The 22962-nt window shown below is 45.5% G+C and carries 26 protein-coding genes; 16 read left to right on the top strand and 10 right to left on the bottom strand.

Annotated features, from left to right (window positions below; translation table 11 throughout):
• The first annotated feature begins 8 nt into the window (after positions 1-8).
• Together G8768_RS10885 and G8768_RS10880 are read left to right on the top strand one after the other, a co-directional pair.
• The gene (locus tag G8768_RS10885) at positions 9-485 is read left to right on the top strand and encodes a pilin (RefSeq protein ID WP_166847206.1); all 477 of its coding nucleotides are present in this window, start codon (positions 9-11) and stop codon (positions 483-485) included.
• A 294-nt stretch (positions 486-779) separates the two neighbouring features.
• A complete protein-coding gene (locus G8768_RS10880; protein WP_166847213.1) occupies positions 780-1169 on the top strand; it encodes a hypothetical protein in 390 nt (129 codons plus the stop codon).
• Positions 1170-2246: 1077 nt separating this feature from the next.
• Here the strand turns inward: G8768_RS10880 and G8768_RS10875 are convergent.
• The gene (locus tag G8768_RS10875; RefSeq protein ID WP_166847217.1) at positions 2247-2642 is read right to left on the bottom strand and encodes a hypothetical protein; all 396 of its coding nucleotides are present in this window, start codon (positions 2640-2642) and stop codon (positions 2247-2249) included.
• A gap of 233 nt (positions 2643-2875) precedes the next feature.
• Here G8768_RS10875 and G8768_RS10870 point away from each other — a divergent pair, with 233 nt between their 5' ends.
• From G8768_RS10870 to G8768_RS10845, 6 genes are all read left to right on the top strand, one after another.
• Positions 2876-4720, top strand: coding sequence for a hypothetical protein (locus G8768_RS10870; RefSeq protein WP_166847221.1), 1845 nt, complete (start codon positions 2876-2878; stop codon positions 4718-4720).
• 34 nt (positions 4721-4754) lie between these two features.
• Positions 4755-5042 carry an excalibur calcium-binding domain-containing protein gene (locus G8768_RS21370; RefSeq protein ID WP_166847226.1) on the top strand — a complete coding sequence of 96 codons (288 nt, stop codon included), beginning with the start codon at positions 4755-4757 and terminating at the stop codon, positions 5040-5042.
• Between the two features lie 509 nt (positions 5043-5551).
• Entirely contained in the window at positions 5552-6019 is a 468-nt protein-coding gene (locus G8768_RS10860) for a paraquat-inducible protein A (RefSeq protein WP_243749540.1), read from the top strand.
• Positions 6020-6088: 69 nt separating this feature from the next.
• Positions 6089-6946 carry a hypothetical protein gene (locus G8768_RS10855; protein ID WP_166847233.1) on the top strand — a complete coding sequence of 286 codons (858 nt, stop codon included), beginning with the start codon at positions 6089-6091 and terminating at the stop codon, positions 6944-6946.
• Positions 6947-7552: 606 nt separating this feature from the next.
• Positions 7553-8332, top strand: coding sequence for a sterol desaturase family protein (locus G8768_RS10850; RefSeq protein ID WP_184679372.1), 780 nt, complete (start codon positions 7553-7555; stop codon positions 8330-8332).
• Positions 8333-8528: 196 nt separating this feature from the next.
• The gene (locus G8768_RS10845; RefSeq protein WP_166847236.1) at positions 8529-8897 is read left to right on the top strand and encodes a helix-turn-helix domain-containing protein; all 369 of its coding nucleotides are present in this window, start codon (positions 8529-8531) and stop codon (positions 8895-8897) included.
• Positions 8898-8975: 78 nt separating this feature from the next.
• Here the strand turns inward: G8768_RS10845 and G8768_RS10840 are convergent, their stop codons facing one another.
• On the bottom strand, positions 8976-9584 hold the full coding sequence (locus tag G8768_RS10840; RefSeq protein ID WP_166847239.1) for a pyridoxamine 5'-phosphate oxidase family protein: 609 nt from the start codon (positions 9582-9584) through the stop codon (positions 8976-8978).
• A 31-nt stretch (positions 9585-9615) separates the two neighbouring features.
• Positions 9616-10080 carry a nuclear transport factor 2 family protein gene (locus G8768_RS10835; protein ID WP_166847242.1) on the bottom strand — a complete coding sequence of 155 codons (465 nt, stop codon included), beginning with the start codon at positions 10078-10080 and terminating at the stop codon, positions 9616-9618.
• A 220-nt stretch (positions 10081-10300) separates the two neighbouring features.
• Between G8768_RS10835 and G8768_RS10830 the strand changes: the two genes are divergently transcribed.
• Both G8768_RS10830 and G8768_RS10825 read left to right on the top strand, forming a co-directional pair.
• Entirely contained in the window at positions 10301-11197 is an 897-nt protein-coding gene (locus G8768_RS10830) for a LysR substrate-binding domain-containing protein (RefSeq protein ID WP_166847245.1), read from the top strand.
• 131 nt (positions 11198-11328) lie between these two features.
• On the top strand, positions 11329-13467 hold the full coding sequence (locus G8768_RS10825; RefSeq protein WP_184679371.1) for a TonB-dependent siderophore receptor: 2139 nt from the start codon (positions 11329-11331) through the stop codon (positions 13465-13467).
• A 220-nt stretch (positions 13468-13687) separates the two neighbouring features.
• Here the strand turns inward: G8768_RS10825 and G8768_RS10820 are convergent, their stop codons facing one another.
• Both G8768_RS10820 and G8768_RS10815 read right to left on the bottom strand, forming a co-directional pair.
• Positions 13688-14137 (bottom strand): nuclear transport factor 2 family protein, encoded by a 450-nt coding sequence (locus tag G8768_RS10820; RefSeq protein WP_166847251.1) that lies wholly within the window; start codon positions 14135-14137, stop codon positions 13688-13690.
• Between the two features lie 40 nt (positions 14138-14177).
• The gene (locus G8768_RS10815) at positions 14178-14621 is read right to left on the bottom strand and encodes a DUF2147 domain-containing protein (RefSeq protein ID WP_166847254.1); all 444 of its coding nucleotides are present in this window, start codon (positions 14619-14621) and stop codon (positions 14178-14180) included.
• Between the two features lie 833 nt (positions 14622-15454).
• Between G8768_RS10815 and G8768_RS10810 the strand changes: the two genes are divergently transcribed.
• Positions 15455-16225 carry an SIMPL domain-containing protein gene (locus tag G8768_RS10810; RefSeq protein ID WP_166847257.1) on the top strand — a complete coding sequence of 257 codons (771 nt, stop codon included), beginning with the start codon at positions 15455-15457 and terminating at the stop codon, positions 16223-16225.
• Positions 16226-16258: 33 nt separating this feature from the next.
• Complete coding sequence (locus G8768_RS21365; RefSeq protein ID WP_166847259.1) at positions 16259-16522, top strand: acyl carrier protein; 264 nt, start codon at positions 16259-16261, stop codon at positions 16520-16522.
• Between the two features lie 104 nt (positions 16523-16626).
• Here G8768_RS21365 and G8768_RS10800 read toward each other — a convergent pair whose 3' ends face one another.
• The 3 genes from G8768_RS10800 to G8768_RS10790 all read right to left on the bottom strand — a co-directional run bounded on the left by G8768_RS10800 (position 16627) and on the right by G8768_RS10790 (position 18290).
• Positions 16627-17223 (bottom strand): STY4526/YPO1902 family pathogenicity island replication protein, encoded by a 597-nt coding sequence (locus G8768_RS10800; protein WP_166847262.1) that lies wholly within the window; start codon positions 17221-17223, stop codon positions 16627-16629.
• An 84-nt stretch (positions 17224-17307) separates the two neighbouring features.
• Positions 17308-18051 carry a hypothetical protein gene (locus G8768_RS10795; protein ID WP_166847265.1) on the bottom strand — a complete coding sequence of 248 codons (744 nt, stop codon included), beginning with the start codon at positions 18049-18051 and terminating at the stop codon, positions 17308-17310.
• Positions 18051-18290 carry a thioredoxin family protein gene (locus G8768_RS10790; RefSeq protein WP_166847268.1) on the bottom strand — a complete coding sequence of 80 codons (240 nt, stop codon included), beginning with the start codon at positions 18288-18290 and terminating at the stop codon, positions 18051-18053. The genes G8768_RS10795 and G8768_RS10790 overlap by 1 nt, the downstream gene beginning before the upstream one ends.
• A gap of 109 nt (positions 18291-18399) precedes the next feature.
• On the opposite strand from G8768_RS10790, the gene G8768_RS10785 reads away from it, so the two are divergent.
• Positions 18400-18960 carry a MarR family winged helix-turn-helix transcriptional regulator gene (locus tag G8768_RS10785; RefSeq protein ID WP_166847271.1) on the top strand — a complete coding sequence of 187 codons (561 nt, stop codon included), beginning with the start codon at positions 18400-18402 and terminating at the stop codon, positions 18958-18960.
• A 20-nt stretch (positions 18961-18980) separates the two neighbouring features.
• On the opposite strand, the gene G8768_RS10780 is transcribed toward G8768_RS10785, so the two are convergent.
• Positions 18981-19508 (bottom strand): redoxin family protein, encoded by a 528-nt coding sequence (locus G8768_RS10780; protein WP_166847274.1) that lies wholly within the window; start codon positions 19506-19508, stop codon positions 18981-18983.
• Between the two features lie 177 nt (positions 19509-19685).
• Positions 19686-20114 (bottom strand): Rrf2 family transcriptional regulator, encoded by a 429-nt coding sequence (locus G8768_RS10775; RefSeq protein ID WP_166847277.1) that lies wholly within the window; start codon positions 20112-20114, stop codon positions 19686-19688.
• Positions 20115-20261: 147 nt separating this feature from the next.
• Between G8768_RS10775 and G8768_RS10770 the strand changes: the two genes are divergently transcribed.
• The 3 genes from G8768_RS10770 to G8768_RS10760 all read left to right on the top strand — a co-directional run bounded on the left by G8768_RS10770 (position 20262) and on the right by G8768_RS10760 (position 22864).
• Positions 20262-20534, top strand: a complete 273-nt coding sequence (locus G8768_RS10770; protein ID WP_166847280.1) for a hypothetical protein — start codon at positions 20262-20264, stop codon at positions 20532-20534.
• Between the two features lie 110 nt (positions 20535-20644).
• Positions 20645-21877: an NO-inducible flavohemoprotein gene (hmpA, locus tag G8768_RS10765; RefSeq protein WP_166847284.1), complete on the top strand. Its 1233-nt coding sequence runs from the start codon at positions 20645-20647 to the stop codon at positions 21875-21877.
• Positions 21878-22195: 318 nt separating this feature from the next.
• Positions 22196-22864 (top strand): 2OG-Fe(II) oxygenase family protein, encoded by a 669-nt coding sequence (locus G8768_RS10760; protein ID WP_166847289.1) that lies wholly within the window; start codon positions 22196-22198, stop codon positions 22862-22864.
• The last annotated feature ends 98 nt before the right edge of the window (positions 22865-22962 follow it).

The raw sequence follows: 22962 nt of genomic DNA, 5'->3' as shown, positions 1-22962 counted from the left end.
GAGTTAACATGAATTCACGTGGATTTACTTTAATTGAACTGATGATCGTAGTGGCGATCATTGGTATTTTGGCAGCTGTTGCTCTACCTTCTTACCAGACATATACGACCAGGGCCCAGGTTTCAGAATCGTTAGTCATTGTGGGTGAGTTGAAAAACACCGTCGCGGAGTACTACAAGCACACGGGTAAATTTCCGCTTACAAATAAGGATGCAGGTATGCCAGAGCCCAAGTACCTACTTGGTAACTACGTAAAAGAAATCCGCGTAGAAAATGGTGCTTTTCATATTCGACTGGGAAACAAGGTGAATGCAATGCTTGATGGAAAGATATTAACTGTGAGGCCGATTGTTGTAACCGGATCCCCAGCCAGTCCTTTTTCTTGGGTTTGTGGGCATTCTTCAATTCCGGAGGGGATGGAGGCTGTCGGAAAAAATCGAACAGAACTGGACCCAGCATTGCTGCCGGGTAGTTGCCGTATATAAGTAAGTTTGAGGGGGAAAGCTATGATCGAAACGAATTCTTTCAGTTTTTGGGAAGGGTATTTTTGAATCGCACACCATCTTTGCATATGGGCAAGAGAGAATATATTGTCATAAAACTAGCTGTGTTTTCTGAAGTTAAATCTGCGGAAAAATTTCCATTGTTTGAGCGGGATGTTGTATGAAAATGAAACTCATTAGAGAACCAATAAACGCAGTAGATGTTGATGCTTAACAAAAAGTTTCGCGTCGTCGAACGTTAATCTATGGGCTCAGAGTTTTTAGGGGAAGTTGCAAATGAGTCGAAGGAAAGAAATCGATAAGGAAGAATTCGATTTGATCTATCTATATAAGGTTATGAGATCCTTATTTTCAAGGAAAAATGACATTTCTTCAATGGAGGAGCTCGATGAGACTGTGGGAGAACTTAAGAAATTCTCTATCCTGACAAAGCGCGAAGTTCGAAAGTTCCTTAAAAAGCACAGGAAGAAGCTCCTTTTAATTGACAGGGAGTCATTAGATTTACGTCATCAGAAGCTTTATCGTGAAGACTTGGGGGAAGAAGAGTACCTTGATTCGATTAGGCGTCAGTATTGGTTTGGCTATCCGGGTTTGATTCGAATTGCTATGGAGATAGAGTTTGGGAAAGCTTATGAAGACTTTGCAGACAAGCGAGATGGAAATTAGCGAGTGAAGGTGTAGAGTGCGAAACTCATAATTCGCTGATCTGACGTTAAATGGTACCCTGTAAATATGAGCTATATAAAAAATAAGGCTAACGATACTGAGTTACAATGTTGGCTAAATGTAAACCGAAATCAGCTCTTACGACTCGGGTTTCCCATAGACGTATTAAATGGGAATCGATGGAACTACCTCTTGGATCATGGATATGATGTCGAGTCGGGATGGGATTTAGATCAGCTGTCTGTTGCAGAAACAAGATTATTTCTAGATCTTGTGGGTGGTCAGTTTTCACGGAATAGTTGGTCATGTCTCAATGACTTGTATAAGGTAATTGGAAAAGCTTAGAAGTATCAAGTAAGAGCAGCCTACTGACTTTACTTTGAGTTCTTATTTTATTGAAAGCACGTTCCTAATAATTCTAGATCTATAAAATCTGATAGTGATTGCAGGGTCGCAATTGGTAGGTGCTTCTTACAGTGTGTTCAGTGGAGGTTTCCGAGCATGGTAAGTTTTTTAAACAAACATCGATAATGTTATCTTTGCAATTTGGATTAGGTCTAATGTTTTTGTTAAATCCTAGGTTGTTGCTTGTTTTGTATACAAAGGTTTCCAAGTGATGGTGGTAAGAGAAACCATCAATTAAAATCGCTGTAGTGAGCTCATATGAAAAAGAAAAAAATAGCCTACGCATATTGCATTTTCTTAATTGGATTGTGCCTGCTTGGCAGTTCATTGTTTCAATGGCCAATGCAGTGCGTGCTTATTGTCGAAGAGGTTGTGCTGAATGATTGAATACTGGAAAAAGTGTTTTCCTTTCACCATTGGAATAATTCTGAGCGTTTTTTTTGTACTATTCGCGATTGAGTTTGTTAGGATGCTTGATCTTGACGATTTGGAAGATACTCTCTCTACACTTCCGTATTTGTGGGTTGGGATTGGATGTGGGTTGTTTGGCGTGCCTTTGGTTATGTTCGGAATAGATAGGTTAACAGGTGAGGAGTCTTAGGTGTCGAAGTAAGAGGGCCGGAGTTTAATGAGTCATATATAGAGTTGGCTTGATTGGGGTCAATGATGGGTTTATTCGAAGCTTTTACTGAGAAGATAATAACGGTTCAAGTAGATCAAGTGAATTGCTCCAAGAGCAGGAGCGATAAAGATATAGAGATGCCAACCGAAGTTGTCAAAAACGCCTAAAAACCAAAATGCTATTGTGGCAAGTATTCCAAGTAATATCTGAAGAGTGATGACTCTGGGGCTTGAAATTTCTATGGCTGGATTCAACCGCTTGCGCACCAATTGAAAGCAGGCGTAAAGCCCAAGCAACGAAAATATCTCAATCAGCAGTATAGGTATCATTTCCAGCAAAAGGCCGTGACTTCCCAAGAACAAACTTAGAGGGAAAACGGCTAAACCAACACCAACAAATAGAAGTGCTGGGCCAAATAATAGTAAGTACTCAATTATTAAAAACATCTCTTAGCTATCCAGTGCGATTGACTTTTAACAGGGTGCACGTGCCCATATTGCTTATTGAAAGCCCCGCAGTGTTCTGACGCATAGAAGGGTGCTGTGAGGTATAAGACTCCACTCAATTGACCTTTATTTTCTGTGGTAATTCTTATACCGTATTCATTAGATAGTTGTCGTGAAGGAATATGACTTGTCGACAATGCCCCCTAAGTTAATTTGTAACAAGGAAGTAAGTCATGAAACTAAGCCAGGTTCTCTCCCAAGTAAATCAGGTTGAAAAGTCTAAATTCATCAATGTGTTGGACAAAATATGTTCAAGTAAAGTGGGTGAGGATACGCGTTTAGCTCAAGACTTGTCTAGGATTGATGGTCACTTACGCAGTGCTTCTGGTAGTGAAATTAATCAACTGTTTACCTCTTGTGAGCGTCATTTTGCTGATTTCCTACGTTCTGAACTGGCCCTTACTGGTAGTCAGATTTCTCTATTGGTGAAAATTCTGTCCCGTGATGGCAATTGTGTTGCCAGGGTTTCGTGGATTGAGAAGTTGTACGCACGTGAATATGCTCGCATTGATACATTGTCAGAAGAGCTAAAAAAGGAAATTGAGGCGTCAGAAGAACTTTCAGATTACGGGCGAGGGGTACGTTTATCGATTTACAAGGATTGCTTTGATGCGGCCTATCACAATGATTTACGGCTTAATCGTGAAGCTAAAATCAGTGATGATGAACGTTCAGTATTAAATGTCCTTGCAGCGCGAATGGGGCTGACAGCGGATGAGGTATTTGCTATTGAGCATATGGTAGTCAAGATTCCCAAAGTTAATATTGATGATTCGTTAAATGCTTTGCGTGAGCTAGGTGTTTTATTTGTTGATCGCCGAAGAATGGAGGTTCTAGTTGCAGATGAGGTGGTTGAAATTCTGAACAAAATCCAGGGGGTCGAGCTTACTGATAAACATGTTTTACGAGTTTTGCGTAGTTTAAGCGATCCTGAGCTGTCATTGGTAGTTCGTAAACACGGTTTTAAAGCCCGAGGAACAACAAGACAAGAGAAAATCCAACTGATATCTCTGTCTGGTGTTCCTATCAGAAGTGTACTCTCCAAAGATATTTTTTCTGATGATGCACCTCTTAATAAGCGCAAAGAAAGATTAAAGACTCTGATGGATGGGCTTGAACTTGATTATTCACGCTCAGGAACAACGTTAAATGATCGAATTGACATTTTAATTGAAAGTTTGAAGTCTGGTTTTGAACGTGAATGTAATGCCTTGAGTGCCAGCGGTTATAAAGACCTCCTTGGTGTTCTGAGCGAAACGGAACCCTCTATGGCTGCTCGTCTAAGAGAGGACTTTGAAATTGAAGAGGTCGAAAAGATTAATCCTGAACGGCTGAAGCAGCTGAGTATTTCTCCCTTGGACATACTTTTTTGTTACTCAAATGATGAAGTTAAAAGAATCCGGGATAACTTGAATATTAGTAAGCGTGGTAGTGCAAGATCACTTATTTTAGAGGCGTTTGCGAGTAGTAACGATAAATTGCTGGAACACTATGAACTGTTAGCTACTCGGGATTGGTCGGGTCTCAAGGAGAGGAGTATTGATATTCGAGAACCAGAGATTGGAATAAAATTTGAAGAAGCAACCAGAACAATGCTTGAACACCTCGGACTCACTGTAGATGAGGATCTTCGCAAGAAACTGAATACCTCTAAAGATCAGATTGATATTATTGTTTCAATTAGCGATGACGATATTATCATTGGTGAAGCCAAGTCCTTCAAAAATGGAGAATTTGGAAAGTACTCATCGACTTCACGTCAAGTTAAATCTTACGTAGCTCAGTGTGAAGCGGCTGGAAAAAGAGTGGCTCAAGTTTTGATTGTGGCCCCCAGCTTCTCACAGGACTTTATCGAATCAGCTGAAATGGATACTGATATTAATATTTCTCTCCTTGAAGCCGGTGGGTTAAAGAAAATAGTTGACACATACAAGTCTAAAAAGAACCCACGTTTCTCAGAAAAGCTTTTGACCAAGGGAGGACTTTTGAAGTCAGATCTTATTGCCAAAACTATATAGAGTTAGGGCAACCCAAGTTATGCGAGGGTAACAGATGAAGCATTGGATATTATTCTTCGCCATAGTGTTTGTCGATTTCGCGGTTGCTCATGGTGGAAGGTTAAACAGTCAAGGGTGTCACAATAATCGCAAAACGGGTGGGTATCATTGTCATCGAGGTTCCCCATCGGTTAAGCCAGCACCGAAGCTTAAATCCAAGTCTTCTGTAAGCTATCGGAACTGTAGTGAAGCGAGGGCAGCCGGCGCCGCCCCTATTCGTCGGGGCCAGCCGGGTTACGGTAAGCATCTTGATCGAGATGGTGATGGGATTGCGTGTGAGTAGGGCTTAGATATAGCCGATATGGTTATGTCTTGCGGTGAATGGTCGTAGTCCAGAGTGCGTTTTAAAGTTGTGAGGGAAATGTGGTCAGGAAGAGAAGAAGGGCAATGAGTGCCTTAAGTAAGGACAGTGAGATATCAAGCTCTTTATATATGAGCGCTTTTTTTCTGGTAATTTTTGGCCTTTGGGGACTGGCCAGGTTATTTGTGTTGTTTTTCGATCACTCTCTAATCTCCATATTGATTACTATTTTTGTCAGTGCAATTGCCATACAATCCTTTTCAACCTTACGGGCTCTTCGAGCGCTAAGGAAAAACCTTAGATCCAAACCTGATGAGTACAGGGATAGTGTTGTACCTAAGCCCATTTTGTATCACGCCGTATTCTGGTTTTTGCCTAAATATTGAAAATCGAACACGCAATCCATTCTCTATTGTGGGTATGATTAAGCTTGTGGAAAAACTTAGTATTTTAGGTTCAAACACTGATTTCAGGAGTAATTCACATTGACCATGATTAACAGGGTGCTCTGGGTATCGTCTGTTGTTCTGTTCCTTTTTGGCATTTTTCTGCCGATGTTCACCATGCAGAAGTTTCTGGTTTTCAATGATACTTTCTCTTTAGCTGGTGGCTTATATGAATTGCTGAGTCGTGGAGAGTTCTTTCTCTTCTTGCTGATACTCGTATTTAGCGTGTTAATGCCCGCCTGCAAATTCTACATAAGTTTTATGCTGACCTTCGATAAGGTCAGCTCACCTGATGAAAAGCTCGATACAGTCAAGAAAATGTTGTTGGTAGGGAAGTGGTCCATGGCGGATGTGTTTGTTATCGCAATTTTGGCATCGACCATTAAGGTGGGGGGCTTGGCCCATGTAAGCGTGCATGTTGGTTTGTTTGTATTCTGTGCTTCTGCTTTGTTGACTATGGTGCTTTCACATCAATTAATGTCGGATTATGAGTTAGCTATCAAGAGTGAATGAGACGGCGGTGTGTTTTTCTTAGATTGTTCGCAATTTATTTACTGAAACTGTATGCAACGAGAGCACTTTATGAATAAGGTGATTGTATTCTTTCTAACAATGGGATTTTCAATGTTTGGATTCGGGAAAAAGGAAGTTGAAGTTGAGTTTTATGAGGGGAAGGAAAGAACTCCTTTCGCTGTATCTAATGTTCCAATTGATCAGCTGCCAGATACCTTTGAAATCGATACTGTTATGCATTTGGGCAATGAGGACTGGATAGTTGTTACTGCGGAGCCCGCGGAGAAATCTAAGTTCCGTAAAATCGGAAAATTGAGTCTCTACTTGGAGAAAAGTGAAATTATTCAGATGGACCCAAGTGAGCTGCTCTACAGCCTCCCGACAATTAGCAATGACCTGGCTAGCGTTGAAAATTCACGATCTGTAGAAAGCGTTGTTGTGCTTCGAGAAGATGATTGGCGACAGTTTGAATTTCTGAGTAAAAAATTTGAATCGACTATTGAAGAGGAATTAACTGCTATAGAAAATATCTATAAGAACTTTAGGGACGGAGTTGGTTTTAAGGACATGCACCTTAGAAAGGGAATTGATACTCCACTAGAGGATAAATCCCTCACAGTCAAGTCTCTGGAATCATCTTTTGATATTACCGATGTGTATGGTGGTATTGCTTTTAACGAAGCCGAAGCAACGATTGTAGGCGGTTTTGCAATAAAAACCAGTAGTGGTTGGTTGCTCTGGGGGCAAGCCGATGAATCAGGTAATATTAAGGTGTTAAATATCAGCCCGACTCAAGATTCCAGTGTAGACGATGTCGCAACCGAAATTGATGATTTTACGGGGAAATATGGTTTGTACCTTGTAGATTGGCCAAGACTCTTTTGGTGTGGTCCGGATAAAGCTCGATTCAGTGAATATGGGCAGTAACGTTTTGAAACCGAGTGTTACAGAAAAATTGACCTTAAATTGATTGTTGAATCGCTAAAACTATCCAATAAAGGCGCATGCGGAGTGATAAGACTATTGTTGTTAATTGTGATGTTGTTTCCCATGGATTACTTTTCTCACGAATGCCCCAGGACGAATGACTCATAGGAGGTAAAAGTGCATTGGGATGCTAGCCGGGAGGTATTTCTTGGTAAAGTTCTGTCGGGAATTTATCAGCCTGAAAGGGAGCCTAAGTACAAATATCGTGTTCGAGTTGACAAAGTGTTTAAAGGTGTAATGAATGAAGGGATTATAGCCTTTAAGGCGAGTTGGAGATCATATGATTTAACGTTAGGAGGTAACTTTGTATTTTTCTTCGTCGAGGGGTAACCGAAGGCTATAAGTTGGTTTTGCCTTTTGAACATCATTGGGAAAAACGAAATGATATCAGTCAGGCGGAGTATGTTAGAGAGATTCTTGCATTGGAGAAGGCTAGTAGAGAGAATTTCGAATAAAAGGGTAATGCAGCTTGATATTAAACTAATATGGCCTGATGTAATATGAGGTCATGTTTAAATACGGTTCAGATCGTTAGTGGTGGATAATGTGGAGTTACTGACTTTAGTTATCATTTTTGTTGCTTTTATTGGCATATTTACACTCGAGGTAATTGCTCCGGCTTCCAAAAACAATTGCGACCGTCGGTGGATGATTTTGGCCTCAGCCGTGAATGCATTTCAATCTATTTCCACCATAGGCTTCGGGCTTGTATTTGTCGAACTTTTCAGTGAGCTGTCCCTTCTTGACCTGAGCAATATCAATATTCTGCTTCAGGGAATCCTGGGTTTTTTAGTTACCAGCTTTGTAGCCTACTGGTGGCATCGTGCGATGCATAAATTTGATCTGCTGTGGAGAATTTTTCATCAGCTTCATCACAGTCCGAGGCGCATAGAAGCTTTGACATCGTTTTACATGCATCCATTTGATGGCATGGCGGCAACCTTTATAAATGGCCTGTGTTGTTATCTGATTCTGGGGCTAAGTGCATATGGTACGGCTATCAGCCTAATCATTGCGGCTCTATACAATTTGTTTATCCATGCGGACTTAAAAACACCCTATTGGCTGGGACTGATACTGCAACGGCCAGAAATGCATCGTGTACACCACAAGCACATGCATCATGCTGATAATTATGGATTAGCTGTTTGGGATTTGCTCTTTGGAACCTACGACAACCCGAAAGAGTATATTGAAAAGGTCGGTTTTGATGAAAAGCGAGAGCGCAGAATATACGATATGCTGAGAATAAAAGATGTCTATAAAGCAGAGAAACCACCTCAAAATCCCGGCGGCAAGACCGCTGCTGATAGCATGACCTCTTAGGGGCTTTGTTAACGAGTTTACCCTTGATGTCTTTGTTAGCATCAAATTATGATCTGCTTTTAAATGCTCAAATTCGTCCCATTTACTAGCTTCTCTTGTGAAAACCGTACAAAAATCACCCAATGTCACGACAGTGTCGTGTTTTTGTCCCTGAATTTCTGCGATAAAGACTGTGAAGCAGCTAAGGCGAGATTTGATGAGTATTAAGCAACGTCGTTTGGACCGGGGATGGTCCCAGGAAGAATTGGCCCGTATGTCTGGCCTGAGTACCCGTACAATTCAGCGGATCGAGGGCGGGCAAAAGGCGGGTTTGGAATCCCTGAAATGCTTGGCTGCTGTTTTTGAAACGTCGATAAGCACTCTAATGGAGGAGCAGATGATCACAGAGCAGAAGCCGGTAGACCCGCCAAAGCAACCCATGATCAACGAGATCGAGCGGGAGGCCATTGAGTTTGCACAAACCATTCTCAATGACCCTAAGAAGGGGCAGGCCGATACCCTTAGCCAGGTTGAGCGTGATGCGATTCGCTATGCCAGGAATCTATTGGGAAAGTTTGGGGGGTAAGGGCGCAGGCTCGGGATTGAGCTGCGAATCTATATAAGTAGACTTACTTACCTCTATATGAACGAAAGCTTGGACAGTTCAACCGCTTTCAAGCTTCTTAATCCTTTCCTTTAGCATCATTATCTCTCGATCCTTCTCCTTTAAAACCCTCTCAACATCCTCAGCTTCAAAGCGCTGGGGAATATGCTGGGGGCAATTAAAATCGAAAGCATCGATATTGAATTGGATGATCTGTTCTGGAATAGCTCGGTATTCTCCTGGGGCCGGCATAAGCTGTTCGAGCAGTTTGACGTTGTCTTCGATGACTTGGGCGGTGCCCCAAATTTTCGCACGAGCTTTTCGGCTATAGTCGATCAGAAAGATAAACGCTTTGGCGTTTTCTGCCAGGTTTCCATGGGTGATAAATTGTCGATTGCCTTTGTAATCGGCGAAGGCGAGGGTCTTTTTATCAAGGATTTTCAAGAACCCTGGTGGACCGCCCCGATGTTGAATATAGGGCTGGCCCTCGGCATTGCTGCTGGCAAGAAAAAAGCTTCTTTGACGGGCAATAAAAGCACTGAGCTTGTCATTCACTTCCGTTGCCCAAGCGCCGTTTCCTTCCATTTGGGCGTAGGCGCGCCTTGAGCCTTTTCGGCTTTGGATGGCTTTTACCGTCTCGGTAAACGCGATATCGCTTGAGTAGCTCATAATGTTATTCCTTTACTTGCCCGCGTTGCTTTTATAGACCTAATTCGCTGAGGCCAGGGTGGTCGTCCGGGCGGCGCCCCAGGGGCCAATGAAATTTGCGTTCGGCTTCGTCGATGGGTAAATCGTTGATGCTGGCGTAGCGTTCAATCATCAATCCTTCTTCATTGAACACCCAGTTTTCATTGCCGTAAGAACGAAACCAATTTCCCGCAGCGTCGTGCCACTCGTAGGCGTAGCGCACGGCAATGCGGTTGCCGGTGAATGCAAACAGCTCCTTGATCAGCCGGTATTCCTGTTCTGTTGCCCATTTTTCAGTGAGGAAGGTCTGGGCATCTTCACGGCTATGGACAAAGTGGGAGCGGTTGCGCCATTGGGTGTCGAGAGAGTAGGCCTGGGCAACCGTTTCCGGGTTACGGCTGTTCCAGCCATCTTCAGCAAGACGTACTTTCTGGCGAGCGCTTTCTTCGGTAAATGGGGGGAGGGGCGGTCGAGACATTGTGGATTCCTGGGTTTTGACTTTGGTGGTTGGAATATACCCTTGTTTATTTTGTTAATAATTGATTGTTTTATTAATTATCTATTTCGTTTTATGAAATAATAATGTTTCTGCTCGAAGTCTATCTGTGACGCTGAAAAGCTCCCGTTAAACGATATCGGGCCGTTACAGCTTCCAATGGAAGGAAGCCTGCGGGAAAGTAGCTAAGAGGTAAGCATTCGTGAATAAGCTGGAATATTTGAAGATCTTTGTTGAGGCGGCGAGCCGAGGGAGCTTTGCGGAAGCCAGTCGCCATCTGGATATTTCGCCTCCGGTAGTCACTCGAGCGGTTGCGGCATTGGAGCAATCGCTCGGAGTGCGCTTGTTCAATCGAACCACTCGACAAGTCCGTTTGACGGAAGCGGGCAGCCGCTTTTATGAAGACAGTAAGCGTATTCTGGATTTGTTGGAGGAGGCTGAATCGGCCGCTTCCGGTGGGTATTCCCAACCCAAAGGGGTGCTAACGGTTACGGCGCCGGTGTTGTTCGGCCAGAAACATATCGTTCCCATTCTGAGTGATTACTTAACGTGCTTTCCCGAGGTGGACATACGGGCGATGTTTTATGACCGCGTGAGCAATATGCTTGACGAAGGCCTGGATGTGGCGATTCGGATTGGTCATTTAAAAGATTCCAGCCTGTACGCCGTACCAGTGGGAAATGTGCGGCGGATTGTTTGTGGTTCACCTGACTATTTTGAACTGCAGGGAATGCCAAAGAGTCCGGCTGATTTGCTGAAGCACCAGATCATCATGGCCTCAGGTGTTGAAGCGTCTACCCATTGGAATTTTGAATCCCCCAAAGGCAAGGAATCGGTCAAGGTGTCACCCCGGATGTACTGCAATCAAAACGGTGCGGCCATTGAGGGGGCAAAATGCGGGGTAGGTATTACCCGTTTGATGTCATATCAAGTCGGTGAGGAGTTGGAACAAGGCTCTCTGTTGCGCGTTCTTGAGGACTACGAAGCCGAGCCACTGCCAATCAATATTGTGTATCTGGAAGGCCGCGAGGCCAACGCTAAAATCCGCTCCTTTATTGATTTTGCGGCGGAGTGTTTGCGAAAAAATCCGTTTATTTGAAATGATATCCCGGCTTTTAGAATCATGGGCGCAGAATTTTGTTCCTGTGAAAAGAATTCTCTTGATTATTTTTATGAATCTAAATGATAATGCTTATCATTGCGGTCATGACAAGGTATCGGGAGAATCCAATGGCAATAAAACCTCACTGCGTGCTTATGGCGAGTTTGCTGGCCGCCTCTATGGCCAATGGACAAGATAGCAAGAACGATGGGATTGAAGAGGTCATTACCTACGGTCGAGCACAACAATTTTATCTGGAAAAGCAGACCAGCATTGGTTCGAAGATCGAACTGGAGCAGCTGAATTTGCCTCAGTCGGCCCAAATTCTGTCGGCCCAGCTGATTGAGGATCAGGCCGCGCGGGACATTACGGACCTGTATCGTTCAATTGCCGGGGTGAGTGAATTTAGTTATTCCGGCGTGACGTTTCGAGGTTTTCGGGATTCTTCCAACGTCTTTTATGACGGTGTTCGCGGTGATCCGTATTCCGGTTTCAGTGTGCCTCAGTTGTTCAATGTAGAGCGTGTCGAGATTCTAAAGGGGCCGGCGTCGGCTTTGTACGGTGGCGGTGAACCTGGCGGTATGATCAATTACGTGACCAAAAAGCCGAGCTTCGATGACAATGTTGAGCTGAGTTTTACGACCGGGAGTCGTGATTTACGAGGCGGGTCGCTTGAGGCCACGGGTGGGCTGACAGAGTCAATTGCGTATCGTTTGGGCGCCTTCTATGAAGAGGCGGACAGCTTCCGGAATAATGCCGATGAGGTGAATATCGAAATTGCGGGTGGCCTGTTGTTCGAGTTAAGTGATGCGACTCGCCTGACCACCACATTCGACTACATCAATCAGGATTTGGGCGGGAACCGCTTCCGTGGCGTGCCGGTTGATGATGAGGGGCGCTTTCTGGTTGACCCTTCCTATAACAGCAATGAAGCTTCGGATTTTCAGGATCTGGAAGCCTGGGTTGTGCAGTTAAGTTTAGAGCATCGCTTTAATGATCAGCTTCGCAATACCACCACGGTTCGCTATTTGGATAATGAGCGTTTTCAGAAATACCATGAGCCCAGAGGATGGATCGATGCCAATGGTGATGGTGTGGCCAACGCTGCGGATCAAGTGATTCGCCGGGAATACCGCGATCAGGATCGCGCTAATACGGAATACAGCGTGACCACAGATTTTGTATTGAAAGTCGACAATCTGGCGGGTGAGCATCAATTCCTCTTTGGTGCGGATTTCCACGATGTGGATTCCGAGTATGAATATTTGAGGGCGCGTTACGAAGGCGATGGTGTTCGAAATCTGAATATTTTTAATCTTAACTACGGTTTAACTGATCCAAGCAGCTACCGTCTACGTGATTTGAATCGTGACGGTGCAGAGGCAAGACGCTGGGGCCTTTATGTGCAGGATTATTGGGTGTTTAACAAAAACTGGTCGTTGATGGCCGGTTTGCGCTATGACAACTTTGACAATACCGATAAGGCTTCTTCTTACAGTTTCGACGACAGCAATGTTTCGCCGCGCATAGCCTTGATTTATAAACCCGCCGAAGGCTCGACAGTTTATTTGAACTATTCCGAGAGCTTTAATCCGGTGTCAGTAGGCAATCAGGCTGATGTGGCGGGTGAGGCCACTCTGGAACCCGAAACCGGTGAGCAGATTGAACTGGGCATCAAAAACGAATGGCTGGATGGTCGTATTATGACGACCGCAGCCATTTACCAGATCAAAAAGCAAAATGTGGTTCAGCAAAACCCGAACGATACCGCCGACTTGCCGAACGACGGCATTCCACCTCTGGTCAATATTGGTGAAGTGGAATCCGAAGGCGTGGAGCTGAGTTTGGTGGGCGATTTGGCCGCAAACTGGACGATTACCGCAAACTACGCCTACAACGATACTCAGGTTGTGAAAGGTGTTTCGGGTGATTCTCTTCGCAATACATTTGGTGACGGCAGCCGCTTTGTGAATGCACCTGAACATCAGCTGGGTTTATGGACACGATACGATTTTGAGTCTATTGATTCAGCAATTGCCTTTGGGGTAGATTACGTCAGCGAGCAGTTCAGTTTTCATGGTCAACGTGTTCGCCCGTATACCATTTTTGATATGAGCTGGCAGACCCAGTGGAACGACACCTTGATCAAGGTGAACGTTCATAATTTATTCGATAAAGAGTACGCGGTCAGTGGTTTCAGCGAGCGTACCGGCCATTTCCCAGGAGCTCCCAGAGAAGTGGTTCTGCAAGTGGTTCACAGTTTGTAACGTACTCGCCAAAGACCGGCTCGATTTCCCTGCCTGTATAGCAGTCAGGGAAATCGAAATTGCAAAGACGATCATGGTTTTTCTGCACAATCGGATTTTGCCTTCTGGCAACGGTTATTGTGTTCTCCTAACCTTGTGGTGCCAGAGCACGCAAAGAGAGAGAAAAGTAAAAAGGCCCTTGATCTGGGCCGAAGTTAAGCGTTGTTATGTTATATGGGCGCTAGTGGCTGCTAAAGGTTTTACTGATGATTTTCCAGCCATTACCATCATTAATCAGGTGAAAGAAGTTACTAAAGCGGGTGCTTCCTGGGAATCCGGACTCTTCCAGAATCACCGAAGCCACGTTCCCCTGGATGCTAATGTGCTTAATTTCATGTTGATACTTTGAACCACTGTTTTTTACCGGATTTTTTACCATGTCTTCGATAAAAAGATGTGGGCTTGCCATAAGCAGCTTACCCATCAGGTATCCATTCATGGTGGCATCTTTGTGAAAACAAGCGCTCAGTAACTCACGGTCACCCTCGAATGTACCTTTGGTGTATTGGTCCATCAGCTTGAGGATGTGAAGCCTATCACTGTTATTTGAATCGGCTTGAGCAGGCGTAAATGATGCCATGCCCAAAAGCAGGCAAATCCATACTGTGGTAAAAAGTGGTTTATTTTTCATGATATTGACTTGGTGCCTTTATAAATATTAGGTAGCAAGGTTAGAGTTCGGATTTGTACCAGTTGTCGCCCTGACACAGAAAGCTATTGATACAGCCGGAGAGTTTCATTTTGTCTGCGGACTTAAGCGCTATTTTGGCGCGGTAGGTCTTTCCGCTTTTCGGGTCATAGATTTCACCATCATCCCATTTCTTCGCGGATTGCTTTTCCAGGCCAGTTAAAATGTCTAAGCCTACGATGGGGCGATCACGCAGCGCCTCATTTTCATTGTTGGCGTCCAGTACCGGACTGCCGTCTTCCTTCTTATCGTTTTTGAGCCAGACAATCTTGCCGCAAAGTTTTTCATCGCAATTAAATATTTCCAACTTGCTTTCTTTGTCGTCGGATAGCCAAATGCCAATCGGGGAAAGCCCGTCAGTGGCTAGCGCCGGAATAGCCAAAATGGTAGACAGCAGGAATATGGACGGTTTTATTATGTTGTTCATAGTAGCTCCTAAGGTAGGTACCTAGTGCTGTATATACTAACGGACTTGTTCATTTGGATACCAGCTTTTGTCTGAGAAATTAAGGCTTGTTTTGCCTGAGAGCGCTGATCTTGCATGTTAACCCTTATGCCCGGTACACAGTTCTGCATGCATATCGGTTGCTACTTGCCCTTGTGAGTAGTAGGCGGAGGGCTTGACTGTGAGAAAAGTGGATGAAATAAATGGTGATACACTCTAATATGCCTGTTTTGCTTGGGCACATCTTTTTGCAGATGCCCGTGCCGATCAAAATGTTAGGGAAGCAAGCTTGTTTAAGGGAAAAATATGATTCAGCGATCACTCAGAGTTTTTATGCTTGGCCTAATTTTATGGCCTATTTCAATTGAAATTATCGGCTTTCTGTCTCCCTTCTGGGCTCACTTCCATTTGGGTGACAGCACTGGAGCTTCTGATTATTTGTTACTTTCAAGGTTTCAGCCTTATATGCCCTTAATTTCAATTCTATTTTCGTATGCCTTTTATTTGCTATCTATGACCAGCGATAAGCTCTATGTGAAAATAATATGTGTTCTTCTTGCCATTCTGCTCATAGCTACCTCTGTTTATGGGTTTCTCGAAAAAGGGACCTTGAGTTATGTCATTGTTTCGAGTATGAATTACATTATCAGACTGCTTATGTTGTGTTTGGGCGTTAAGTTACTCTTGAATCACTTTTCTAAGGATCGGGATTCTATGTCCTCGACAGGATGACATTTTACTTATAATAATAAGAGTTGATTGCTTTGCTCGACACTTTGCCCATATGTCAGGTTTATTCACAAAAGGAAGTTACTGTGAAAAGTTTTTTATGTTTTATTGGTGTTCTGTTTTCCGGGACTGTGATTGCTCAGCCCGAAATTAAAGGGAATCCCGAGGACTTGAGAGGATTTCTTCATCCCACCGGAAATGTTGTTGTTATAAGTGCTTCAGCCGAAGAAAAGGCCTACTCTGATGTGGCGATTATTAGTCTTGTTGTGACCACAGAAAATAAGATGCTATCTCAGTCCATCGCTGATAACAGCTCTTTGCGGGATAGAGTAAATCAAGAATTGCTTGATTCCGGAATTGAGGAGAGTGCCATCAAAAGTTCAAAGTTTTCTTCTTCTCCTGAGTATGGATGGTTTGGTAGCAAGCCATCCAGCTTTAAGGTTGTTAATCGTATGGCCATTTCGATCATTCGTGAAGAACATCTGGAAGAAATCGCGAAAATTGCCGATCGGTACAAGCAAGTTGTTCTTTCCGACACAGTATTCGAACATTCGAAGAAAAAAGAGTATCTCGAAAAGGTTAAGGCCAAGGCCCTAGCTGATATTCTTAAGCAGAAAGATATGTATGAATCACTGCTGGACTTAAAACTTCGTGCAGTCGGTATTAGAGATTCCAACGAAGGGCATCGAGCTTCTCGCGGAGCAATGATGCTTGAAGAGGTTGTTGTTACAGCTTCGTTGCGAAAAGGTAAGTCATTGCCGTTGTCAAAACAACGTTCCCCCGCTCAAGAGTCATCTTTTGATGAGGTGGTATATACCTCTGACTTGGTCGTGGATTTCGAAATCATCGATCAGTGATTACATTTTTTCTTAGCTCAGGAAACTAGAAACATGGGCCTGGACACAGTTGAATTGGTCATGTGGGTTGAAGAGGAGTTTGATATATCCCTCAGCGATGATGAAGCTTCTGTTGTTTTGACAGTAGGGGATCTAGCGGAGTTGATTGCGAACAAAGTCAACGAGAAGCATGGGAAGCGTTGGACTTATATTGATCCATTGCCGGCAGTGATTGATGTTTTGGTCAAGGATTACGGTGTAAAAAGGGAAAAAATCAGTACTGCGAGTCGTATTGTCGATGACCTGGGGCTGGATTAGTTCGGCCGGCCGGGTGTGGTCGCGGAAGTTTATCAGTCTCTAAGACTATAATTGCCTCCTCCCCGAGGTTTGGATTTTGAAAGGCCCTTTCATATTAACCCAGTTCACATAGAAGCTTTGGGGCGCGTTACTGTGATCGATGGCATACGATTGCAGGGAATCGGATCTTGATCAATATACGCTTTGATGGAGGTCCAGAGCTGACGCAGCGTTAAGCCGGAGCTTTCGGCAGCTTTTAGAAATCGTTGATGCTCATCGAGATGGCTGTGCTGTTGCCAATGTCGCCAGGCCTGCTGCTCATCGTTTTCGCTGCAGCTTTGCGGGCGTCCATTTCCGATACCGCCTTGATCCAACAAGCGGCGGCGATAGGAGAACTCCCCAGCATTTAATCCAAAAAGGCGACGCATCAATTCGAGTGGAGCGCCCAGTTCAAGGTATCGGTCTTCGAGTGCTCGTCTGCGCTGGTGATCGTGAAGCTCTTCCAGACATGCGCGAAATTTCTGAATGTCGATTTGAACATCCATAAACTGTGAAGCACGTTCGACCAGGTATTGCTGCTGCCCGAATGTTAATGTAGAAAGGGCGTAAAGTTCCTGGCTGCTTAAAGGGCTTAGTATCATAGCCAGGCTGAGGGTGCGTTCGGCTTCGCAAATAAGTGATCTGGCCGCAGACATACACAGTTGTTTATAGACTTTAGGCATTATTTGTTCCTCCAGTTTATCCGGTATAAAACACTCGCTAAAAAACGGGGGCTGCTGTGGAGTTTATGCAGCAACCCCAGTGAGCTATCGATTGACTCTCCCCGGCAGGCTCAAATCACCTGAAGCAACATCCATTACGTTGACCACACACAGCAATGGTGCATGAACGCTTTCGTTCACTCTCAGGCCGGCAGTGACACCATCGAACTTAAGCGCTTGAATGGCTTGCGGCGTATCGAAAGCAACTTTGATATTTACCGATTCATTGTGAAATGTTGGGTCCCAACCGGGGCTGTCCAGCAAAATGGGGAAACCAGGCCAGGTTTTGGGAAGTCGGGGTTTGGTGCCTTCGGGGATATCAACAACCGCTAAAGCACCTTTACCACAAGCGTCATTGGGTTTGAGAACCACCCAGTGACTATGCCAAACATCGCCATCGTTTTCGGTTGAACCATCGCCATTTTCATCGTAAAGCGGGGTGTCATCGAAGTCAGGGTGGGAAGTGATTGCCAGTGCTAAAATTCCGGCATTGCGTTCAAAGCCCACTTCGTAGCTGTCGATATTGGTTGGCCAGACATAAGAGAAAACGTCACTGCCAGCGGTTTTTCCTGTTGCAGTTGGCTTGTTCTTTCCAGCTTTCCCCGACACCGCCATATGGAAGGTGGCGATTCGGCCCTCGGTGGTCACACGTGTGTGTACGATGTCGAACTCTGCGGTGGTATTTGGCTGGCTTTGTGAATGGATGCCGCCTTGATGCTTATCACCAGAGTGGGCTGCAATTCCGCCGCTGATGAGCAGCAGGGGCAGCAGTGTGCAAATTGCTTTCATCACGATTCCCCTTTCAGATCAACCAGGGCAGCACCGAAGTTGATGTGGAAAACCTGATCGTCCAAAACCAAGGCAGGAACGGATTGCACACCGCGGCTTTCAGCTTGTTGGATGGAGGCAGGTTTATCACCTAAATGGACAATATCAATGGCAATTTGAGAGTCTAAGGCACCCAATATCTGTTGCTCTGCATCGATGCAAACCGGACAGCCTGCGTGATAAAAAATTGCGTTTCTCATGAGGTATATCTCCAGATAATAAATTTACATGTATCGACTCGATACCTTTTTATTGTTGCTGTATTTTTCTGGGCTTGTCAAGAAGGTTTTTAGTCGATACCATTTGATTATGAGTCAATTAGAATTGCATAAGCGGGTCGAGCGGCTTTCAGAGCTCTACAAGGTGGATCTCAGAAGATCGGCGGCCAGGTTTGGTCTCTTGCCCGTGCATCTGGAAATGTTGCATTACCTGTCGATTTGCAATCAGTACTCGGATACCCCCATCGCGGTCACTGAATATTTAGGGCAGACCAAGGGCACGGTTTCCCAGAGCATCAAAGTGCTTGAGAACAAGGATTTGCTGCGCAAAGTCGCGGACGCGAATGATCGGCGATTGGTGCATCTCAGATTGACCGATGAGGGCAGGCAAGTTCTGACTGAAGCCCTCCCGGCAACCTGGCTTGGCTCGGCCTTTGAAAATCTGGAATCCGCTGCTCGACAACAGGTTTTGGCGGGGCTGGACATTTTGTTGATGCAATTGGTCGTCGAAGGGGATGTGCCAGGTTTTGGGGTGTGCCGTAGTTGTAAGCATCATTCAAGGGGTCCGCAGGGGGAGCCTTATTGCCAGCTTTTGGCTGTGTCGCTGGAAAAAAATGGCCCGGATCAATTATGCCGCGAGCACCGGGCATAGCGATGGCCTGCTGTTAGGTCTTATTCAGTATCTCCAGGCCTGCATCCCTTGGCTGTGGTGTTGCTGCCGAAGTTTGCGGGGTTGTCTGTGGATGAATGTCCGTTGTTCAAACGTCCGATACAGTGCCCCAGAACCACGTCGGGCAGCAGGCCAAAATGGCGCAAGCGCAATTCGCCACCAGGACCAAAAATCAACAGGCTTGGGGTGCCTGATAGGCCCCATGTGGACATGGTTCGGGGAGTGCCGGAAGCTTGAGCCTGATCGATGGCCACAGGAATGGAGATCCGATACTCCTGCAAAAAAGCTTTCAATGCGTTGCTGTCCATCGCGTCATGGTGTTCAAACACAGTGTGCAAGCCAATGACCTGCACATCCTTGTTCGAAAAGGTGCGGCTTAAGTCCATTGCCTGGGGCAGACTATGGGACACGCAGGCAGGGCAGAGCATCTGAAAGGCGGTGACTACGACCACTTTCCCCCGGTATTTTTCAAGGGAAAGCGGGGCGGCGCAGTTCAACCATTCACTGGCGTAAATTTCCAAGGGTTTCATGGTTATCTCCCGTCAAAAGAATCTGTTGAGGGAAGTTGATCATGGCAATCGCTTTGCCTGTGAGCGTAAACCTATTTTTGAAAATAATAGGTTTCTATCTAGGTTGACGCTGCTGGTGTTGCCCGAGCGCTGGAGAAAAATGTTTGAATCTCGATGGTAGAGCAGAAAGCTTGAAGCTCAGGCCAGTTCCAAGGCGTGGATAAGATTAGGCATTGGCTTTTTGATTAAATCAGCCAGGGTATATTTGCCCAGATGCTGCATGAAGGCTTGTTGCGCATCGTGAAGAATGCCTTTCAGTTGGCAGTGGGGGTTCAAGGTACACAGGGGTGAGTCGCAGTTTACTGGCGCAAGTGTCTGTTCCATAACTTCAACCACTTCTCTCAGAGACAGGGTCTCGGGAGGAATTCCGAGCTTTATGCCGCCGTTTTTCCCTCGGCTCGCGTCGATCCACCCCTCTGAAGCCATTCGATTCACGATCTTCATTAAGTGATTTTTCGAGATATCCAGAGACAGGGATATCTTCTGTATGGTGGTTTTTTCCTCGGTCATAGAGGCCACATACGTCAAGATTCGAAAAGCGTAGTCGGTGTGTTTTGTGAGCTGCAAATAATGTCCTCCTGTTTGTATGGCCTAATTATAGCTTGACCGTTTATAAAAAGCATGTAACATGCATCTTTAAAGATGTATGTAACTTGCATCTTTGGGGTGATGTGAGGTTTGCATCAAAATCGCTTCAAATCCGGGAGAGGTGCTATGTATCGACAACTCTGGATGCCGAAAGACATTCATGAATCCAACGAAATTCGGGCTCACCAGTGGGCTCTGATTCTCGGGAACTGGATTATGTTGGTTGCCACGGGAAGTATTCTCGTTTCCGTGGTGCTGAGCTACGGCTTTGAGCAGTCTCTGTCAATTGCGACGCTCATTTTCTGGCACACCACAACCGTGATTTGCGCGGGCTTGCTCAAGATAGGCTATCTCCTGCGCTGTATTGCATTGAAATTCTTTGGAAGTCGCGATTTTTAAGCCGTGGCTTTTCATCCCCCAGCTTGGGGTTGTCCGATAGACATTCTGACCACTAGCCCAGATGTCGAGAGAAGGGCAGCTGTATTATCGTTTCGTAAGGATTCTTTTGTATGCTGAGTGAACATACTATTCAGGTGGTCAAATCGACCATTCCATTGATCGAGGGTGCAAGTGATATTTTAACCGATCATTTTTACCGCAGGATGTTTTTACACAACCCGGAACTGCAAGATGTGTTCAATATGAGCCATCAGCGTTCGGGCCGTCAACGTGCGGCGCTCTATGATGCAATTGCCGGCTACGCGAAAAATATTGAAAATCTCGAAGTGCTTAAAGGCGCTGTAGAACGCATAGCACACAAGCACAGCAGTTTTGGTATTCAGCCCGAGCAATACGACATTGTAGGGCATCACTTAATTGAAACGCTCCGGGAATTGACCGGCGAAGCCTTTACTCCGGAGGTCGAAACGGCCTGGGTGGAAGCCTACGGTTTGCTCGCCAATATTTTTATTCAGCGTGAGGAGAGTATCTATCAGCAAGGTGAAGATGACACGGGTGGCTGGAGAGGGAAGCGGGTATTCCGGCTTCGCGAAAAGCGTAGCGAATCCAAACTGGTAAAAAGCTTTGTGTTTGAGCCGGTGGATGGTGCTCCGGTGATGGATTTTCTTCCAGGCCAATATCTGGGGCTCGAAGTTAAACCTTCGAAATCGGAAAATATCGAGATTCGCCAATATTCCCTGTCAGGTCGATCTGATGGCCGTCGTTATCAGATTTCTGTTAAGCGAGAAGGTATGGATCATCCCGGCATGGTGTCCAACTATTTGCACGACGAGTTGCAGACCGGTGATGAAGTGATCATTCGTCCCCCTTGTGGTGATTTTCATTTTGTTGATCGCCAGGCTCCGACCGTTCTGATCAGCGCGGGGGTTGGATTAACGCCCATGCAATCCATGCTGGAAACTCTTTATGAACATCAGGTTGGCCAGGGGCTTAGTTATCTCCATGCCTGCAACCACGCCGGTGAGCATTCTTTTAAAGACGCTGTGTCGGATATTCTGGGCAGTGCGCACGGAAAACAATGGGGCTGGCAAGGCCATGTATGGTATTTGGAAGGAGAAGAACGCGCGGAGAATAACTCGGCGTGTTCCGTTGACGGCTTTCAGTGTCATTCGAATATGATGGATCTGTCTTCGGTTCGTGACGATCTTCATCTGGAGAGCGCGCATTTCTATGTTTGCGGCCCTGTGCCATTTATGGCCTTTGTTAAACAACAGTTACTGGACCTTGGGGTTGAGGAAGAGCGCGTTCACTATGAAGTGTTCGGTCCCCATGAAAGCCTGTAGCAGAAAAGATATCATTCACACTGTCGCCCCGTCATCTCGGGGCGCGTGGCTCACTTGACCAAAATAAAAAGCTGATTTTTTCGCGCCTACCATATTTGCTGTCATCCATTCTTATCGATTCCTTATCCATTATTCATATTTTCAGTGTCGCGATTGAACGGGTGATGTTGAAAACTATTTGACGGCCGGGCAGCATTGATTGATGCCTGGCAAGCATTAACTCGCTCTGGCGCGAGGAAGCTTTTTTCTGGTGGCGGGTCACTCCAACTGCTTAACTGCGCTCCTTTTTCAACCTCAAAGCGTTTGATAGGAGGGTAGGTGTCTATTCAAATCTGCCAGGTTTTGGATCGGCCAACATTGGCTCGGGTTCGTGCAGCAATATCAAAAGGAAATTGGCAGCCTGTGTCGGGCACGCCATCATTGCTGTTTGATGTCTCTTTTGATCGGCATCTTTGGCGAGGAGCGATTTCCCTTCGGAGGGCGTTAAATCACTTGTTGCTGCACGAGTTAAAAAGCAATTCCAAAGTCCAGTCCTACAGTTTTGGTCGCCGACTTTCTCCGTTCGGGTGGCTGGGGCTGTCGATTGGGCAGAAAGTGATACCGCATATCGAATCCCCCTTAAAAGAAGGTTCTCAAACGCGAGCGGATATCGCCTGCATTCTATGCCTCTCCGATGAAAAAGAGTATCAGGGTGGTGCGATCAGCATTCGCTATAACGGATGGCAGCGTTGTGTTCGTCTTGGGCCGGGTATGGCGGTGCTCTATCCGGTCGGTGCGTTGCTTGAGATTCAGGCCGTCAAGGAAGGGCGATTGTGTCTTGCAAAGAATCATGTTCAAAGTTGGGTTCCAAATGCGGCGCATCGTTATGTGTTGCAGTTACTCGGTGCGTCACAGCGTGAGCTGAAAGCTGATCCTCGATGCCTGGTTTCTCTGGATCGTATCAATGTTGCCTACAAACGATTGCTGCACGAGTGGTCGTCAAGCTAGTGGATTTCTTTAATCTTTCTTCCACTTTGGAAAAGTTAAAAGGAGGAATGGGGTGACAATTTGGGTTTAATGCCATGCTCGTCGGGGTGGGTTTCCTT

It is taken from the genome of Pseudoteredinibacter isoporae (assembly GCF_011602085.1).
GTDB classification, from domain to species: domain Bacteria; phylum Pseudomonadota; class Gammaproteobacteria; order Pseudomonadales; family Cellvibrionaceae; genus Pseudoteredinibacter; species Pseudoteredinibacter isoporae.
Note: the sequence above shows the minus strand (reverse complement) of the source record. Positions and strands in the feature narration are given on the sequence as shown.